The organism is Bacillus cereus group sp. RP32 (assembly GCF_040459735.1).
GTDB classification, from domain to species: Bacteria; Bacillota; Bacilli; order Bacillales; family Bacillaceae_G; genus Bacillus_A; species Bacillus_A wiedmannii.
Window position 1 is genome coordinate 1357577 of sequence record NZ_JARVHO010000001.1, and the last position, 16331, is coordinate 1373907.

The following is a 16331-nucleotide window of genomic DNA, read 5'->3' on the forward strand; positions in this document are numbered from 1 at the left end:
CTTTGTGGAAAGAGGTTTTTCTACGTCAGAAAAACCTCTGAATTAAAAAAGGGGGAGAAGACGATGGGATATTATTCATTAACTGAAACGACAGCTATACAATATGCGAAAGAACACGGTTATTTTGAAAAGAAAGCAAATGTAGTTTGTCATGAAATTGGAGATGGAAATTTAAATTACGTGTTCAAATTAGATGATGGAGAGAAGTCTATTATAATAAAACAAGCACTACCATATGCGAAAGTAGTTGGTGAGAGCTGGCCACTGTCTATAAAAAGAGCGACAATTGAAAGTAAAGCATTACAAATTTTTGCGAAGTATGTGCCGGAATATGTGCCGGTAGTGTACAGTCATGATGAAGAGTTAGCAGTAACAGTCATAGAAGATCTATCAAGGCTAATAATTGCAAGAAAAGGATTAATAGATGGAGAGGAGTACCCGCTTTTATCCCAACATATTGGTCGCTTTCTAGCACATGTGTTGTTTTATACTTCAGATTTCGGTTTACAATCTGAAGAGAAAAGGGTACTAGAAGGTGCATTTGTAAACCCAGATCTTAGTAAAATCACGGAAGATTTAGTGTTTACAGATCCGTTTAGTCATTATGATACGAATGATTATGAACCAGAGTTACAACTAGCGGTGGATGAACTGTGGAGTGACAAAAATTTAAAATTAAAAGTAGCACAGTATAAATATAAGTTCTTAACAAGAAAAGAAGCGCTTATTCATGGTGATTTACATACTGGTAGTATTTTTTCATCACCTGCTGAAACGAAAGTAATTGATCCAGAATTTGCAACATATGGTCCATTTGGATTTGATCTTGGCCAATTTATTGCAAATTTATTATTAAATGCACTATCCCGTGAAGAGGAAAAAAGAAGTGTGCTATTTTTCCATATTGAGAAAACATGGAGTTATTTTGTAGAAGCTTTTACGAAGTTATGGATTGGAGAAGGTGTAGAAGCATATACGAAAGAGAAACAATGGTTGCCAATTATTTTGCAAAATATTTTTACAGATGCCGTTGGATTTGCCGGATGTGAGCTTATCCGTAGAACAATTGGCTTAGCGCATGTAGCTGATTTAGATGGAATAGCAAATAAAGAAACGAGAATTCAAGCTAAGAAACAAGCGTTATCCTTAGGTAAAGAACTAATAAAATATGAATCTAAGAGTGCTGATATTCAACTGTTCCGAACATTATTTCAACAAACAGTTTCTGGAGGGATAAAAGCATGAGTACAATTGTTACTGTTCCGAGATCTGTCAGTTGGAAAGGTGATGCCATTGCAGTATTAAATCAAACAAAGTTGCCGCATAGTACAGAATACAAAACATTAACGACGATTGAAGAGGTATGGAAAAGTATTGTCATGCTAGAAGTACGAGGAGCACCTGCAATTGGAATTGTAGCTGCATTTGGCTTGGCACTTGCATCAAAAAAATATAATACTGTACATATGGAAGAATTTCAAAAGAAGTTTAATAGAGATTGTAATTATTTAGGAACGTCACGCCCAACAGCAGTCAATTTATTTTGGGCAATCGATCGTATGAGAGAATCAATTCGAGAAATTACTACAATAAAAGAAGCACAAAAAAAATTAGAAGAAGAAGCGCTTCTCATTCAGCAAGAAGATGAAGCAGTATGCCGGAGTATTGGAGAACATGCATTAACATGTTTTAAAGATGGTGATCACATTTTAACAATTTGTAACGCTGGAAGTATTGCAACTGCTAGATATGGTACTGCATTAGCACCGTTTTATATTGGGAAAGAAAAAGGTGTACGTTTACATGCGTATGCGTGTGAAACGAGACCGGTTTTACAAGGCGGGCGTTTAACGACCTGGGAATTAAAACAGGCAAATATTGATGTAACACTTATTACCGATAATACGGCAGCTCATGCTATTCAAACGAAAGAAATAAACGCGATTATTGTAGGAGCGGACCGAATTGTCGCAAATGGAGATACAGCAAATAAAATCGGAACAATGAATTTAGCTATATTAGCAAATTATTTCGATATTCCATTTTACGTTGCAGCTCCGTTATCTACGTTTGATATTACGAAACAAACAGGTACAGAAATTGTTATTGAAGAAAGAGATGAAACCGAAGTTACGAAAATTTTTGGAAAACAAGTGGCGCCAATTGGAACTGATGTTTATAATCCTGCATTTGACGTAACACCGAATGAATTAATTACAGGTATTATTACTGAAAAAGGCATCATACACGGAGATTATAAACGGGAAATTGCATCATTATTTGAAAGACAAGCTAATACATAATAGCTTGTTTTTTTTATGCCTAAATGTTTTCTTTTCTCTTATTTATATAATGGAAGGAGGCGGAAAAGATGGAAGAGTGGATCAGGATGGTAGGTAATGTAGGGTTTCCGATTGTTGTAACATTATATTTACTCCATCGTATTGAAAGTAAATTAGATGGGGTAATTGTTGCAATCGAGAAACTCCCTAAACAATTACTAAAGTAGGAAGGTCCTCGCGATAGAAAGTAAAATAAAGTTTGCTCTTCGTGAGCAAACTTTATTTTTTACCCCGCATTAATGGGCAGTAAAAGCCTTCACTTTATTGAGCAGTATAACCACCATCGATAACAACGGCTTGTCCAGTTATACCTCTTGCTTTTTCACTCGCTAAAAACATAGCATAATCAGAGATTTCTTGTACTTGCAATAAGCGTTTTTGTGGTACAAGTGGATAAATAACATCTTCTAAAACATTTTCAAGTGGTACATTTCGTGTAGTAGCTAAATCTTGTAGTTGATTACGTACAAGTGGGGTATCGACATAACCAGGACAAAGCGCATTAACGGTAATTCCGTGAGTAGCGCCTTCTAAAGCGGCAACTTTTGTTAATCCGATTACGCCATGCTTCGCGCTATTGTAGGCGGATTTTCCTGCAAATCCAACGAGGCCATTAATGGAGGCTACATTAATAATTCGGCCATACTTTTGTTTTTTCATGATTGGGAAGGCATGCTTAATTGTGATAAAAGGAGCGATTTGCATAATTTTAATAAGTAGTTCAAACTTTTCAGTTGGAAAATCTTCAATTGGTGAAACGTGCTGCATTCCTGCGTTGTTAATTAATATATGTAATGAACCGAAATGAGTAACGGTTTGAGAAATTGCAGCGGTAATTTCTTCTTCAGATGTAACATCACATTTTAAACCGATAGCTTGATAGCCTTCTTTTTGTAATTGTTCAGCAGCTTCTTTTGCACGTTCTTCAAGACGATCGGTAATCACAACTTTTGCACCTTCTTTTGCGAAAGCGTTTCCCATTTCATAACCAATACCGCTTGCAGCACCTGTTAAAAAGACAACTCGATTTGTAACCATGGTGAAAAACATCCCTTCGTAATAAAGTTCTCATATTGCTCTATTTAGAGAGGGGATAATAAAAATCCTGCAAAGATTTGGAAAAAAATTGTTAGCTATCTTGTTTTACAAAATAGTCTCTGCTATATTATTTTGTAAAGCAAGATACTTACGCTTATCTATCTTGTAAAACAAGATAGTGGGAGGATTTGAATTATGTCGACAAGTCAAATGCTGAAAGGGATTTTAGAAGGATGCTTACTTGCTATTATTTCTGAAGGTGAAATATACGGTTATGAAATGAGTGAAAAGCTAGCGAAGTATGGCTTTACTATGGCGAGTGAGGGAAGTATTTATCCGCTATTAATACGAATGCAAAAGGAAGGATTAATAACAAGTGTAATGAAGGAATCTCCATCTGGTCCAAAGCGGAAATATTATACATTAACAGAAAAAGGCGAGGAAGCACTTAATGAATTTATGGATCGCTGGGAAGCGATGCAAAGTAGTGTAGAGCGTTTACTTGAGGGGAAGGGAAAAAATAATGTTATCAAGTGAAGCACGAAAGTTTTTATTAGAAATGAGATTATTTTTAGCAGCAAAGGGTGTAAAAGAAAGCGATATTGAAAATTTTATAGAAGATGCAGAACTTCATTTAATCGAGGGTGAGAGTGATGGGAAAAGTGTAGAAGATATTTTCGGAAGCTCACCGAAAGAATATGCAAATGAACTTGTAAAAGTAATGGAAAGAGATAGACAGGAAACGTGGAGACAAATTGGTTTTACAGTAATGAATATCGTATCGTTTTGGATTATTGCTTCTATCCTAATAGTGAATAACGGATTATTACAGATCTCACTTATTCAGTGCGTTGGGTATAGTTTGTCATTGATTTTAGTTGTTATAGGTCCTAATTTTTTACTTCGCAAAATGACCTTCGTAACAAGCTTTACAAAAACGTGGTTTTCTATGTGGTTTTTAGTTATGGTAGCGCCAATGTTTTTAATGGGGGCTGTTACGATATTAGATGTAATCTATCCTACCAAAACGTTTACATTCACCCAAACGCAAAGTTATATATTAGCTGGAGCTATTTTTATGATCACAGTAGCGATAAATATATATTTTGAAGGATGGTTTAAAAACTTATATTTAATTATTCCACTTTCGATTATGTTACTGTTTAAAACATTTACATCAGAAGATCTCGTGCCAATGTTATTTCAAATTATATGTTTATACGGAAGTTTGTTTATTTTAATTTTCCTTGAAATTATGATGAAGACGAATAGAAGAGAAGTGGTTAAATGAGGGAGGGATTACCATGCAAATTTCTAAAGAAGGTGAAAAGTTTTTAATCGATACGAAAGTATATTTAATAACAAAAGGAATGAAAGAAGAAGATGTGGACGCTTTTCTAGAAGATGCAGAACTTCATTTAATAGAAGGTGAGAAAGAGGGAAAGACGGAAAGACGGTAAGGGATATATTCGGTGATTCACCAAAAGAGTATGCGGAAGAATTAGCGAAAGAGATGGAGAAGGATAAAGGTGGGAGTATAAAGAGTATTCTTGCGATGATAATTGGTATTGGCGGGTATTGGATATTAACTCATATTTTATTTAATAATCCAAATCAGCAATTTACACTAACGAATATACAGTTAATGGGCTATCCTACCGTCTTAATCATTACGATTGTTGGAACCATTGTTGCGTTTAGAATGTCTTCTTTTAAAAATAAATTTGTAGAGTTCGGGATTATTTACATAATAGTAATGATTCCCATTTTATTATTAGTATTATTGATGTTTGTTGATAAATGGTACGGTACACCTATTTTGCAATTATCGACAATGCAAACATATATATTAGCAGCAAGTATCTTTTTATTACTTTTCGTTGGAGAAGTGTATGTCCTTGGTTGGATGGGTGTTTTGGTGCTAATTGTTCCTTTAGCGATTATGTTTATATTTAAAGGATTAGAAGAAAAAAATGTATTTTGGGGAATTGCAAAGATATTACTTATGTATGGAAGTATATATGGGTTAATGAGATGGTCTTTAAAAATTGAAGAGAGAAAAAGTGTAAACTAGTATTTCAAAAAAAGTGGCTGCTCTGGATATACAAAAAATTATTTCCAAAGAAATACTATATTTTGATTTTTAGAGGGATTCGTTTTAGGTGTATAGTGTATCCTTTGCAGCCGGTATATCGTTTATTAATTGGAATAAATTGTTTTAAACAGTAACATGACAGTTACTGTTTTTTTTTTTGTAATAAAGAACTTTGTAAAGAGAGTGCTTTTTGTTCGTTTGTTAATAGGGATTGAATATGGACGTTTTCAGGACGAGGTACGATAGGGTACATAAGATTTGTTGGAGAAGGATGGTGCTCCGAGCCAGTTGGAGAATGAGGATCTGCGTGAGTAAGTTTTCCATGAACACGTCTTGTAAATAAAATATGACCGACTTCGTGAGCGAGCGTATATATATTTTTCATGGGAGCAGCCGAATTTGTTAAAACGATATAACCAGTAAGTTGCTGTTGTTTGGCTAAAGAGTACGCGCAGGCAATTACGGCTGTTTCTTTGAAATAATCACTGCCAATATAACAAATGTAAAGGTCGCATTCAGGAGCTTCATTTACACATGTTTGGAAAAAGGATGCTAATTTTTCCTGACTTTGAATAGAATTTTTATAACTAATTTCACGGTCAGAAAAACGAAAAAGTTCATTTAAAATAATTACGTCTTTAATTTGAAATGTAATGGGGTGCCAAATTGATTCTGCAACTGCTAAATCTTTTGCGATACGGTCATCAGAAATATCGGCGCCTGGAGTAATGCAAATACATATATTGACGTATGGATCCATAAGGAACACCTCAACTGAAAAAATTCTTTCTATAATATATGTTGGGAAAAGACCCTATGTATGGATAAAAGCCTTGTTTATTACAAGTCGAAAAAATTTCATAGTTCTATAACATGGTGTGGTCATCTTTTTGATATAGTAAAGAAAAGGGGGAGAATATATGTATACATTAAAAATCGTTTCAGACAGAGAAGCACTTTATCAATTTGCGAGTTATGTAAGAGTTGTACAAGGGGTTGAAGATGTATATGTAGAGGTGGGAGAATCTTTATATGAACATCCATTAATGAAGTTTTATGTACATATTAAGCTGGAGGAAACATATGAGCAACATAAAGCGTTACAAGAAATAGCAAGATTAGTAGAATTAGGGCGTTTTACATATGTTCATTATCGTAATGATGAAATTGAAGAAGCTTTTGAAGCTGTAAAATATGAAAGTTTTAAGAAATAAAAATGGAAAAAAGGAAGCGAAAGCTTCCTTTTTTTTCTTGGAAATTACATCAACAAAAGGAGAAGAATTTTGTTATGATAAGGGAGGGTAAGGAAAGGAGAATTTACATAATGGGGTATATTGAAGAGTTACGCAAAGTTGTTGGGACAAGACCACTTATTCTCGTTGGATCAGCAATAATTATACTAAATGATAATCAGGAAGTATTGCTTCAATATCGTTCAGATACATATGATTGGGGTGTACCTGGCGGCGCGATGGAACTAGGAGAAACGACGGAAGAAACTGCTCGCCGAGAATTATTCGAGGAGACGGGATTAACTGCAAAAATAATGCAATTTCTAGGTGTCTTATCAGGAAAGGAAGTATATTTCCGTTATCCTAATGGGGATGAAATTTTTAATGTTATTCATCTGTATCAGGGGCATCATGTGAGTGGAGAATTAAGGCTTGATCATGAGGGATTGAAGCTTCAATATTTTCCGGTAGATAAGTTACCAAAATTGAATGAAACGACAGAGAAAATTTTACAAAAATTTTTATACGCATTAACAGAATAGAAGGTTAATTCCTTCTATTTTTATTATATTAAATATTTTGATTTTTTAGTATGTTTATAGTATGATAGATGTAGACATACATCTTATGGAATTTCACCTAAAAACTGACTAGGGTACATAAGAGAGGGGCAAGTGCAAAATGCATAATGTTGTTATTACAGCTGCAGTTCGTTCGCCAATTGGAACTTTTGGAGGAGCGCTAAAAAATGTAACGCCAGTAGAATTAGCGGTTCCTGTACTTCAGGAAGCTGTAAAACGAGGCGGGGTAGAACCACACGAAGTTGATGAAGTAATTTTAGGTCATTGTATTCAAAGAACTGATGAAGCAAATACTGCAAGAACAGCTGCATTAGCGGCAGGATTTCCTGACACAGTTACGGGTTATACAATCCAACGCCAATGTTCTTCAGGTATGCAAGCAATTATGTCAGCTGCAATGCAAATTCAATTAGGTGTAAGTGATGTTGTTATTGCAGGTGGAGTAGAAGCAATGAGTTCAAGCCCTTATGCATTAAAACAGCACCGCTGGGGACAACGTCTACAGCACGGAGAAATTCGTGATACGGTGTGGGAAGTACTAGAAGATCCGATTCACCATATTATGATGGGTGAAACGGCTGAAAATTTAGTTGACCAATATGAAATTACAAGAGAGGAACAAGATGAAGTTGCGCTTCGTAGTCATACATTGGCACTGCAAGCAATCGAGTCTGGATATTTTGACGAGCAAATTGTTCCTATTACGATAAAAGAACGTAGAAAAGAAATAGTATTTTCGAAGGATGAACATCCACGTGCAGATATTACAGCGGAAAAATTAGCAGGATTAAAACCAGCTTTCCGTAAAGATGGATCTGTAACGGCAGGGAATGCATCTGGCCTTAATGATGGAAGTGCGGTTCTAGTATTAATGAGCGAAGAAAAAGCGAAAGAAAAAGGCTTACAACCGTTAGCTAGAATTGTTGGATATTCAGTAGCTGGAGTAGATCCGAAAATTATGGGTATTGGACCAGCACCAGCAATTCGTAAAGGGTTAGAAAAAGTAGATTGGTCATTAGAAGATGCTGATTTACTGGAAATTAATGAAGCTTTCGCGGCTCAATACCTAGCTGTAGAGAAAGAATTAGGTTTAGACCGTGAAAAAGTGAATGTAAACGGTAGCGGTGTAGGACTTGGACATCCAATCGGTTGTACAGGAGCTCGTATTACTGTAAGTTTAATTCATGAATTGAAGAGACGCGGTTTAGAAAAAGGAATTGCTTCTCTATGCGTCGGTGGCGGTATTGGGGTAGCATTATTTATAGAAGCACTATAAAAAAGAAGCAGCAATCGCTGCTTCTTTTTTATTAAGAATCAAATAAATGATGAAATAATCGATCACGATTTTCAAAGAAAAGTTTTGTCGTTTGGTAATGCTCGGTTTCTTCTAATGTGGATTCATGAATCCCTTCTTGTGTTAAAGAATATATAGTGGATTCAGGATAAGCCATTAAAATAGGAGAGTGCGTCGCGATAACAAATTGTGAACCTTGTTCCGCTAGTTCGTGCATTCGAATAAGCATGGAAAGTTGCCTCATTGGTGATAGAGCGGCCTCAGGCTCATCTAAAATGTATAAACCTTGTCCTGAAAAACGGTTCATAAATAAGGAAAAGAATGATTCACCATGGGATTGTTCGTGAAGTGAAACACCACCATAAGATTTTATAGCGTCTATCTCATCAATATAAGAAGCAACGTTATAAAATGATTCAGCACGAAGAAAGAAACCGTCGTTTGGTGTATTGAAACTTTTAGAAATTCGAAGGTATTCATGTAAAGATGAATGTGAATCGTTTGTGCTAAAGCGGAAATTCTTCGTTCCACCTTCTGCATTAAATCCTAAAGCGATTGCAATTGCTTCGAGTAATGTTGATTTTCCCGTTCCGTTTTCTCCAATAATGAATGTTACATTTGGGTGGAAGGCAAGTGATTGTAAAGTTCGGATAGCGGGTAGACAGTAAGGATATGCGGAAAAACTAGGGATATTTTCTTTTTTTAATGTGACATTTTTTAAAAAGGGTACGTCAATCAATATATAAACCTCAATTCATAACGGATTTTGATTCTAAAAAAGCAGCAAATACAAGGGTAAGGCAACTTGCAAATAGTATTGTATATTGAAGTGCGCCAAAGCCAAGACCTTCCCAGCCGAAAGTCATTCTCTTCCATATGAAAATAAAAAGAACGCTTATAAAACCAACGAGAGCAGGCATATATTTTATAATTTTTAAGTGCTTCCACAGAAAAAAGCTGATGTATGTAAGTACAAAGAAGATAAGCAGAATGAGAAAAAAGGCAAGTGTTAATGACACGTGAACCTCTCCTTATTTTCTGAATATTTCATGTGGATTATAACATGTAAACTATCATATTCCAATGTGAAAATAAATATTGCATCAAGATCAATTCTCTCGTTATGATAGATGGTATTCTATTGAAGATATGAAAAGGAGTTAAAACATGCCGTTTACATTTGCGCATCCAGCAGCAGTCCTTCCTTTTGTGAAAAGGCAGTCCAAATATATTTCAGTAACGGCTCTTATATTAGGGAGTATGGCGCCTGATTTTGAATATTTTTTACACTTTAGACCGTATGGTGTTATTGGGCATACATGGCTTGGGTTCTTATATTTAAATTTACCACTTGTAGTTCTATTCGCATATATGTATCATTACATTTTAAAAAAGCCGTTTATAACACATTTACCTAAACCATTTGCAGGCTATTTTGCATATGCAGTAGATGAGAGGTGGGGGCTTCATACATGGAAGGATTTCTTTGTATTTTGCTATTCTGCTTTATTCGGTATGCTCACGCATGTCGTTTGGGATGCGTTTACACATAAGACAGGCTACTTCGTTATGGAAATACCATTGTTACAAAGGGAATTACATAGTATCCCGGTGTATAAATATATGCAACACGGGAGTACATGTGTTGGTTTCTTATTACTATTATATGTATTATGGAAGTATAAAGATGAAACAGGGAAAGATATTATGATAGCTTCAGAAAAAAGGAAGTATTGGGTTTCGGCAGTCATTGTCGCAGCTCTAGTATTTATCGTTCACGCGTTTGTAGATCCCTATTTTCATATTTTCCAAATAGGGGGTATAATAGTATCTGGACTGACAAGTTCGTTTTGTGGACTTCTCATTGTTTCTATAGTCTACAAAGCAAAGGACTAATTTATATTAATGAATGATAGTGTTAGGAGAAATTATATGATGAAAGCATGGAAAAATATTTTTGTTTTATGTAGTTTTCTTCTTATGTTAAGTGGTTGCTTCCATCAAGAAGAAAAGAAAGTTGAACCGAAGAAGAAAGAATCTATTCCTGAAACAAAAGAATATGGTGGGCGTGAGCTGAAAAAAGTAGGACAAAAAGTGAAAGAAACAGGGTGGGGTACTTTTAAGTTAGAACAGATTCAATCTGTAAATCAAACATTTGAAGTAGCACCAATGAAAATTCACATACAAGATGTAAAAGTAATCTCTTTATCGCAGATGAGTAAAGATGCAAAAAATGCATTAAAAGTATTTACGGCATTAACTCCTGAAGAAGTAAAGCGTAGATTAGGAGATAAAGTAAGTCAAGAAGATGCGGAGTTATATGCATCGATAAGTGGTACAGAGATTAGTGATACGATTCGTTACGTTGAAATTACATATAAGGTGGAAAATAGTGGGAATAAAAATATGCAATTTTTCTCTATGAATGATGTTACGATTAATGATAAGCAACATTTTAAAGTAGCAACTCAAAACTTTTTATATGATGAAGATACGCTCGTTGGTACAAAAAATGTATCAAGGGAAGACTATAAGCCTGGTGAAACAAGAGATGGTATTATCGGCTTAATACTTGATGATGGAAAAGAAAAGGTAAAGGATATTAAGTTTACAACAGATAATGTAGTCGCAGCAGATATAGAAACGCAAGATGTTGTAAAAGAGGCACAAACTTTTAATATCTCACTTTCTGAGTAGGGGATTTTTAAAAACATAAAAGAAAAAACAGTCAGCGTTAAAAATATTATGCTGACTGTTTTTTCTTTTCTTTTATGTATGAATCTACATTTTGAAAAGGTACCTTAATTTTAAATGCATCTTTTTGTTCATTAAATTGCTTTTCATTATAAGGACCAAAACGTTTATTATGCTTTACGTCAATAATCCAATAATGCTCACTTTTTTTATTTGCAATTGCTCCGTCAGGGTTATTCGGATCTGACTTTTCCTCAATTTGTTTTGCAATAATGTATTTATCATCCCAAGCTATGTCTGTAATTTTTGCAGGAATGTATTGTGTGGCATATACAGCATCTTGCGATGGGAAAAGTTCAAATGCATTTCCAGAAGTACGTATGAGTTCGTATTCATCGTTAATCGTATAAGTTATATGATTTGTATTTCCAGCACAACCGGCTAATAGGAATGCGACGAATAGGATTATCCATTTTTTCAATATGGGAACCTCCTTTACAATGCTGTTGTAACACATTGTACAAGAAAAGTAAGAGAAACGCTAGTTTACAATGTTTTTTAGAAGTGGTACGATGAGACGGGTAAAGAAGGATATGAAGGAGTCGACATAAAATGAAGTTAAAGATGCATCGTCCAGCGCTTGTAATGAATCGCATAGGTGCTTCCCTAATTGACATGTTTTTAATCTCGGTTATGTATGGTGCAGTAGTAGCTATTATGACCGGAAATTATAGTGCTATTTTTAATCGCTTTAATATTAGTTTTGGTGATTATAGATATGATCTCGCAGTAGTTTTTATATTAATGGCGATATATTTTATTTTGGTACCCTTTATTTGGAACGGTGTTACACTTGGTAAAAAGGTAACGAGGATAAAATTAATTTCATTGAAGAGTGAAAAGTTAACATTACAAACATTAATTATTAGATTTTTTGTATTGTTATTACCGAACATAGTGCTACTTGGAATTCCGATATTATGTAACGTATATATGATGTTATTTCGCAAAGATAATTGTGGTTTTCAAGATTTAATTACAAAAACAAAAGTGATAAGTCTTGTATAATAAAACAGAGACCTTTTTATACATAAAATAAAAAGGTCTTTTTTTATTATACAAATATATTTTAAAGGATATATAATAGGAAAAAAGTTAATCCATATCATTTTTGATTTTAATAGATTGAAAATTAGGAAAATGTTATAATAATTAAAATAATATCTATATATAATAAGGGGGAAATTGAAATGACTGGAGGTAGCGTAATCTTTTGGGGGATTTTAATTTTCATCGGTTTAGTTTTCGATCAGCGTAATAGTAAGAAAAAAGAAGGAGTAAAAAAGTAATCGCTTACAAATAAATAAGCAACTTTTCTTGCTTGCAGACTAATCTCATAAAGGAGTATACTGAATGACGGTAAGACTTATAGAAGGGGTAATGAAAATGAAGCTTGCAGGAAAAGTTGCTATCGTAACTGGCGGTGGCATCGGTATTGGACGTAATACAGCTCTTTTGTTGGCTAAACAAGGCGCAAAAGTAATTGTGACGGACATTGATCAAGAAAGTGGACAAGCAACAGTGGAGGAAATTACGAATCTAGGCGGAGAAGCACTTTTTGTATCCTATGATATGGGAAAGCAAGGAGATTGGCAACGCGTTATCAGTATTACTTTGAATGCATTTAGTCGCATTGATATGCTTTTTCAAAATGCTGGTTTATATAAAATAGATTCTATTTTTTCTCGCCAACAAGAGAACGATTCCAATGTACTTTGTATTAATGACGTTTGGATAGAGATAAAACAATTAACGTCATCTTTTATGAAACAGCAAGAAGAAGTGGTGCTGAGTGACTTACCGATTTCCGGTATCATTGGCACGAAAGGACAATCATTTCATACAGTAGAAGCCCTCGTATAATAATGAAAACCGCCCTCAAAGTATGTGGACGGTTTTTTTGTATGTTATACAGAGGAAAATTATTTTTTAACGAATACGTTGTTCAGTTTGACTATCAAAGAAATGTGCTTTATTCATATCAAATGCTAGTTTAATTTGATCTCCAGGTGAAAATGTATGTCTTGCATCAACACGTGCTGCAAAATCTTGATCTCCAAGTTTCATATATAAAATAGATTCAGCACCTAGTAACTCAGCAACTTCGATTTTTGTTGTGAAGGCAGTAGATTGTGAAGCTTCTAAAAATAATAGTTCATCATGAATGTCTTCAGGACGAATACCTAAAACAATTTCCTTATTTACATAGCCTTGTTCACGTAACATCTTCATTTTTCCTTCAGTTACTTTGACTTTTAATGAATTATCTATAACGAAATCGGTTTCAGTCAATTTACCACGGAAGAAATTCATTGCTGGAGAGCCAATAAATCCACCAACGAAAATATTTTCAGGTGTTTCATATACTTCTTTTGGAGTTCCGATTTGTTGAATCTTTCCGTCTTTCATAACAACGAGACGTGAAGCCATTGTCATTGCTTCTGTTTGATCATGTGTTACGTAAATTGTTGTCGTTCCAAGACGGTGATGTAATTTAGAAATTTCTGAGCGCATTGCAACACGTAATTTAGCGTCTAAGTTGGATAAAGGCTCATCCATTAAGAACACTTTCGCGTCTCGAACAATCGCTCTCCCTAACGCAACACGTTGACGTTGTCCACCAGATAACGCTTTCGGTTTTCTATCTAAATATTGTTCCAGTCCTAAAATTTTTGCTGCATCTTTCACACGACGATCGATTTCATCTTTTGGTATTTTTCTAAGTTTTAATCCAAATGCCATATTATCATACACACTCATATGTGGATATAAAGCATAGTTTTGGAAGACCATTGCAATATCGCGATCTTTTGGAGGGACATCATTCATTAGCTTACCATCAATTGAAAACTCTCCTTTTGAAATATCTTCAAGTCCAGCCACCATTCGTAATGTTGTAGATTTTCCGCATCCAGAAGGACCGACAAATACGATAAACTCTTTATCTTGAATGTGTAAATTAAAATCTGTTACAGCTGTTACGTTATTATCATATATTTTATAAATGTTTTCTAATTTCAATTCTGCCATGGTATTGCCCCCTAGAAAAAAATATGCAAACGTTTTCTTTGAGTTCATTATAAACTAATAGATTCAAAAAATAAACAAAAAAATAAAACGTTTTCATTTATTAGAGGAATATTAGTAATTTGCGTATGTTTTCTTAGAAAAATAAGAATAAAAGTTGTAAGCGCTATTTTAAATTAAGATAGAATCTGTTATCATTCATTAATGAAAACGTTTGCGCCTTAAAAAAGAGAAAATCGAATTATTAATGAAATGGGGTAGCATAATGGAAAAACAGTGGTGGAAAGAAAGTGTAGTATATCAAATTTATCCTCGTAGCTTTATGGATAGTAACGGTGATGGTATTGGGGATCTTCGTGGGATTATTTCAAAGCTAGATTACTTAAAAGAATTAGGGATTGATGTCATTTGGTTATCGCCGGTCTATGAATCTCCAAATGATGATAATGGTTATGATATAAGTGATTATTGTAAAATTATGAATGAGTTCGGAACAATGGAAGATTGGGATGAGCTATTACATGAAATGCATGAACGTAATATGAAACTTATGATGGACTTAGTTGTTAACCATACTTCTGATGAACATAATTGGTTTATTGAATCACGTAAATCAAAAGATAATAAATATAGAGATTACTATATATGGCGTCCTGGAAAAGAAGGAAAAGAGCCGAACAACTGGGGAGCAGCTTTTAGTGGATCTGCATGGAAGTATGATGAAATGACAGATGAATATTATTTACATCTGTTTTCTAAAAAACAGCCGGATTTAAATTGGGATAATGAAAAGGTAAGACAAGATGTTTATGAAATGATGAAGTTTTGGTTAGAAAAAGGAATTGATGGCTTCCGTATGGATGTTATTAATTTTATTTCTAAAGAAGAGGGATTACCAGCTGTTGAAACCGAAGAAGAGGGATATGTTTCAGGTCATAAGCATTTTATGAACGGTCCAAACATTCATAAATATTTACATGAAATGAATGAAGAAGTATTGTCTCATTATGATATTATGACGGTTGGTGAAATGCCTGGTGTAACGACAGAAGAAGCGAAAATGTATACTGGAGAAGAACGAAAAGAATTGCAGATGGTATTCCAATTTGAACATATGGATTTAGATTCGGGAGAAGGCGGAAAATGGGATGTAAAACCATGCTCACTTCTTACTTTAAAAGAGAATTTAACGAAGTGGCAAAAAGAATTAGAGCATACAGGGTGGAATAGCCTGTATTGGAATAACCATGATCAGCCACGCGTTGTATCTCGTTTTGGTAATGATGGAATGTATCGCATTGAATCTGCGAAAATGTTAGCGACGGTGCTTCATATGATGAAAGGAACACCGTATATTTATCAAGGAGAAGAAATCGGAATGACGAACGTTCGATTTGAATCGATTGATGAATATCGAGATATTGAAACATTAAATATGTATAAGGAAAAAGTGATAGAGCGCGGTGAAGATATAGATAAAGTGATGCAATCTATTTATATAAAAGGCCGAGATAATGCTAGAACACCGATGCAGTGGAATGATAAAAATCATGCTGGATTCACAACAGGTGAGCCTTGGATTACGGTAAACCCTAACTACAAAGAAATCAATGTGAAACAAGCGATCCAAAATAAAGATTCAATTTTTTATTACTATAAAAAATTAATTGATCTACGCAAAAACAATGAAATAGTTGTGTACGGATCATATGATTTAATATTAGATAATAATCCTTCTATTTTTGCATACGTAAGAACATATGGAGAAGAAAAACTTCTTGTTATTGCAAACTTTACGGCGGAAGAAAGTGTATTTGAATTGCCTGAGGACGTTATTTATAGTGAATCAGAGTTATTAATACACAATTACGACGTAGAGAGTGGATCGATAGATAACATGACATTACGTCCATATGAAGCGATGGTATTTAAATTAAAATAAAAAAATCCTTATGCCACACCTTGGCA

20 protein-coding genes and 2 pseudogenes are annotated in these 16331 nt (G+C 34.3%); 16 read left to right on the forward strand and 6 right to left on the reverse strand.

Going from position 1 to position 16331, the window contains the following annotated elements:
• Positions 1 to 63: 63 nt before the first annotated feature.
• The 3 genes from mtnK (at position 64) to QCI46_RS07175 (ending at position 2509) form a co-directional block, all read left to right on the forward strand.
• Positions 64 to 1245: an S-methyl-5-thioribose kinase gene (mtnK, locus tag QCI46_RS07165; RefSeq protein ID WP_327958803.1), complete on the forward strand. Its 1182-nt coding sequence runs from the start codon at positions 64 to 66 to the stop codon at positions 1243 to 1245.
• Positions 1242 to 2303 (forward strand): S-methyl-5-thioribose-1-phosphate isomerase, encoded by a 1062-nt coding sequence (gene mtnA, locus QCI46_RS07170; RefSeq protein ID WP_098047889.1) that lies wholly within the window; start codon positions 1242 to 1244, stop codon positions 2301 to 2303. Before mtnK ends, mtnA begins: the two co-directional genes overlap by 4 nt.
• Positions 2304 to 2371: 68 nt before the next feature.
• Positions 2372 to 2509 carry a YvrJ family protein gene (locus QCI46_RS07175; protein ID WP_000393345.1) on the forward strand — a complete coding sequence of 46 codons (138 nt, stop codon included), beginning with the start codon at positions 2372 to 2374 and terminating at the stop codon, positions 2507 to 2509.
• A 94-nt stretch (positions 2510 to 2603) separates the two neighbouring features.
• Here QCI46_RS07175 and QCI46_RS07180 read toward each other — a convergent pair whose 3' ends face one another.
• Complete coding sequence (locus QCI46_RS07180) at positions 2604 to 3380, reverse strand: 3-hydroxybutyrate dehydrogenase (protein WP_353839860.1); 777 nt, start codon at positions 3378 to 3380, stop codon at positions 2604 to 2606.
• Between the two features lie 195 nt (positions 3381 to 3575).
• On the opposite strand from QCI46_RS07180, the gene QCI46_RS07185 reads away from it, so the two are divergent.
• The 4 genes and pseudogenes from QCI46_RS07185 to QCI46_RS07200 all read left to right on the forward strand — a co-directional run.
• Positions 3576 to 3917, forward strand: coding sequence for a PadR family transcriptional regulator (locus tag QCI46_RS07185; RefSeq protein WP_353839861.1), 342 nt, complete (start codon positions 3576 to 3578; stop codon positions 3915 to 3917).
• A complete protein-coding gene (locus QCI46_RS07190) occupies positions 3904 to 4671 on the forward strand; it encodes a DUF1129 domain-containing protein (protein WP_353839862.1) in 768 nt (255 codons plus the stop codon). Before QCI46_RS07185 ends, QCI46_RS07190 begins: the two co-directional genes overlap by 14 nt.
• A gap of 13 nt (positions 4672 to 4684) precedes the next feature.
• Positions 4685 to 5454: pseudogene (locus QCI46_RS07195) on the forward strand (DUF1129 domain-containing protein).
• A gap of 11 nt (positions 5455 to 5465) precedes the next feature.
• A pseudogene (locus QCI46_RS07200) lies at positions 5466 to 5602 on the forward strand (DNA-binding protein); the annotation flags it as partial.
• Between the two features lie 15 nt (positions 5603 to 5617).
• Here QCI46_RS07200 and QCI46_RS07205 read toward each other — a convergent pair.
• On the reverse strand, positions 5618 to 6235 hold the full coding sequence (locus QCI46_RS07205; protein WP_353839863.1) for a DUF955 domain-containing protein: 618 nt from the start codon (positions 6233 to 6235) through the stop codon (positions 5618 to 5620).
• 160 nt (positions 6236 to 6395) lie between these two features.
• Between QCI46_RS07205 and QCI46_RS07210 the strand changes: the two genes are divergently transcribed.
• The 3 genes from QCI46_RS07210 to QCI46_RS07220 all read left to right on the forward strand — a co-directional run bounded on the left by QCI46_RS07210 (position 6396) and on the right by QCI46_RS07220 (position 8564).
• On the forward strand, positions 6396 to 6689 hold the full coding sequence (locus QCI46_RS07210; RefSeq protein WP_212954678.1) for a DUF3928 family protein: 294 nt from the start codon (positions 6396 to 6398) through the stop codon (positions 6687 to 6689).
• Between the two features lie 110 nt (positions 6690 to 6799).
• Complete coding sequence (locus tag QCI46_RS07215) at positions 6800 to 7249, forward strand: NUDIX hydrolase (protein ID WP_000540530.1); 450 nt, start codon at positions 6800 to 6802, stop codon at positions 7247 to 7249.
• A gap of 139 nt (positions 7250 to 7388) precedes the next feature.
• On the forward strand, positions 7389 to 8564 hold the full coding sequence (locus QCI46_RS07220) for an acetyl-CoA C-acetyltransferase (protein ID WP_000552069.1): 1176 nt from the start codon (positions 7389 to 7391) through the stop codon (positions 8562 to 8564).
• Between the two features lie 31 nt (positions 8565 to 8595).
• Here the strand turns inward: QCI46_RS07220 and QCI46_RS07225 are convergent, their stop codons facing one another.
• A complete protein-coding gene (locus tag QCI46_RS07225) occupies positions 8596 to 9321 on the reverse strand; it encodes an AAA family ATPase (RefSeq protein WP_000567976.1) in 726 nt (241 codons plus the stop codon).
• Positions 9322 to 9331: 10 nt separating this feature from the next.
• Complete coding sequence (locus tag QCI46_RS07230; protein WP_048562416.1) at positions 9332 to 9601, reverse strand: hypothetical protein; 270 nt, start codon at positions 9599 to 9601, stop codon at positions 9332 to 9334.
• A gap of 148 nt (positions 9602 to 9749) precedes the next feature.
• Here QCI46_RS07230 and QCI46_RS07235 point away from each other — a divergent pair, with 148 nt between their 5' ends.
• Both QCI46_RS07235 and QCI46_RS07240 read left to right on the forward strand, forming a co-directional pair.
• On the forward strand, positions 9750 to 10478 hold the full coding sequence (locus tag QCI46_RS07235; RefSeq protein WP_353839865.1) for a DUF4184 family protein: 729 nt from the start codon (positions 9750 to 9752) through the stop codon (positions 10476 to 10478).
• 36 nt (positions 10479 to 10514) lie between these two features.
• Positions 10515 to 11279 carry a CREC-EF hand family protein gene (locus QCI46_RS07240; RefSeq protein ID WP_353839866.1) on the forward strand — a complete coding sequence of 255 codons (765 nt, stop codon included), beginning with the start codon at positions 10515 to 10517 and terminating at the stop codon, positions 11277 to 11279.
• Positions 11280 to 11325: 46 nt separating this feature from the next.
• On the opposite strand, the gene QCI46_RS07245 is transcribed toward QCI46_RS07240, so the two are convergent.
• Positions 11326 to 11757 (reverse strand): DUF3997 domain-containing protein, encoded by a 432-nt coding sequence (locus tag QCI46_RS07245; protein WP_000758773.1) that lies wholly within the window; start codon positions 11755 to 11757, stop codon positions 11326 to 11328.
• A 131-nt stretch (positions 11758 to 11888) separates the two neighbouring features.
• On the opposite strand from QCI46_RS07245, the gene QCI46_RS07250 reads away from it, so the two are divergent.
• The 3 genes from QCI46_RS07250 to QCI46_RS07260 all read left to right on the forward strand — a co-directional run bounded on the left by QCI46_RS07250 (position 11889) and on the right by QCI46_RS07260 (position 13199).
• Positions 11889 to 12344 (forward strand): RDD family protein, encoded by a 456-nt coding sequence (locus tag QCI46_RS07250; protein WP_098092797.1) that lies wholly within the window; start codon positions 11889 to 11891, stop codon positions 12342 to 12344.
• A 182-nt stretch (positions 12345 to 12526) separates the two neighbouring features.
• Entirely contained in the window at positions 12527 to 12625 is a 99-nt protein-coding gene (locus QCI46_RS07255; RefSeq protein ID WP_000145657.1) for a hypothetical protein, read from the forward strand.
• Positions 12626 to 12689: 64 nt separating this feature from the next.
• On the forward strand, positions 12690 to 13199 hold the full coding sequence (locus QCI46_RS07260) for an SDR family NAD(P)-dependent oxidoreductase (RefSeq protein WP_000218425.1): 510 nt from the start codon (positions 12690 to 12692) through the stop codon (positions 13197 to 13199).
• Between the two features lie 66 nt (positions 13200 to 13265).
• On the opposite strand, the gene QCI46_RS07265 is transcribed toward QCI46_RS07260, so the two are convergent.
• Entirely contained in the window at positions 13266 to 14366 is a 1101-nt protein-coding gene (locus tag QCI46_RS07265) for an ABC transporter ATP-binding protein (protein WP_000818929.1), read from the reverse strand.
• A gap of 262 nt (positions 14367 to 14628) precedes the next feature.
• Here QCI46_RS07265 and malL point away from each other — a divergent pair, with 262 nt between their 5' ends.
• Positions 14629 to 16305 (forward strand): oligo-1,6-glucosidase, encoded by a 1677-nt coding sequence (malL, locus tag QCI46_RS07270; protein WP_353839867.1) that lies wholly within the window; start codon positions 14629 to 14631, stop codon positions 16303 to 16305.
• Positions 16306 to 16331 lie beyond the last annotated feature (26 nt).

What these genes read in the sequence shown, in the direction of transcription:
- mtnK (WP_327958803.1), top strand. Translation starts at nt 64, where the DNA reads ATGGGATATTATTCATTAACTGAAACGACAGCTATACAATATGCGAAA.
- mtnA (WP_098047889.1), top strand. Translation starts at nt 1,242, where the DNA reads ATGAGTACAATTGTTACTGTTCCGAGATCTGTCAGTTGGAAAGGTGAT.
- QCI46_RS07175 (WP_000393345.1), top strand. Translation starts at nt 2,372, where the DNA reads ATGGAAGAGTGGATCAGGATGGTAGGTAATGTAGGGTTTCCGATTGTT.
- QCI46_RS07180 (WP_353839860.1), bottom strand. Translation starts at nt 3,380, where the DNA reads ATGGTTACAAATCGAGTTGTCTTTTTAACAGGTGCTGCAAGCGGTATT.
- QCI46_RS07185 (WP_353839861.1), top strand. Translation starts at nt 3,576, where the DNA reads ATGTCGACAAGTCAAATGCTGAAAGGGATTTTAGAAGGATGCTTACTT.
- QCI46_RS07190 (WP_353839862.1), top strand. Translation starts at nt 3,904, where the DNA reads ATGTTATCAAGTGAAGCACGAAAGTTTTTATTAGAAATGAGATTATTT.
- QCI46_RS07205 (WP_353839863.1), bottom strand. Translation starts at nt 6,235, where the DNA reads ATGGATCCATACGTCAATATATGTATTTGCATTACTCCAGGCGCCGAT.
- QCI46_RS07210 (WP_212954678.1), top strand. Translation starts at nt 6,396, where the DNA reads ATGTATACATTAAAAATCGTTTCAGACAGAGAAGCACTTTATCAATTT.
- QCI46_RS07215 (WP_000540530.1), top strand. Translation starts at nt 6,800, where the DNA reads ATGGGGTATATTGAAGAGTTACGCAAAGTTGTTGGGACAAGACCACTT.
- QCI46_RS07220 (WP_000552069.1), top strand. Translation starts at nt 7,389, where the DNA reads ATGCATAATGTTGTTATTACAGCTGCAGTTCGTTCGCCAATTGGAACT.
- QCI46_RS07235 (WP_353839865.1), top strand. Translation starts at nt 9,750, where the DNA reads ATGCCGTTTACATTTGCGCATCCAGCAGCAGTCCTTCCTTTTGTGAAA.
- QCI46_RS07240 (WP_353839866.1), top strand. Translation starts at nt 10,515, where the DNA reads ATGATGAAAGCATGGAAAAATATTTTTGTTTTATGTAGTTTTCTTCTT.
- QCI46_RS07250 (WP_098092797.1), top strand. Translation starts at nt 11,889, where the DNA reads ATGAAGTTAAAGATGCATCGTCCAGCGCTTGTAATGAATCGCATAGGT.
- QCI46_RS07255 (WP_000145657.1), top strand. Translation starts at nt 12,527, where the DNA reads ATGACTGGAGGTAGCGTAATCTTTTGGGGGATTTTAATTTTCATCGGT.
- QCI46_RS07260 (WP_000218425.1), top strand. Translation starts at nt 12,690, where the DNA reads ATGACGGTAAGACTTATAGAAGGGGTAATGAAAATGAAGCTTGCAGGA.
- QCI46_RS07265 (WP_000818929.1), bottom strand. Translation starts at nt 14,366, where the DNA reads ATGGCAGAATTGAAATTAGAAAACATTTATAAAATATATGATAATAAC.
- malL (WP_353839867.1), top strand. Translation starts at nt 14,629, where the DNA reads ATGGAAAAACAGTGGTGGAAAGAAAGTGTAGTATATCAAATTTATCCT.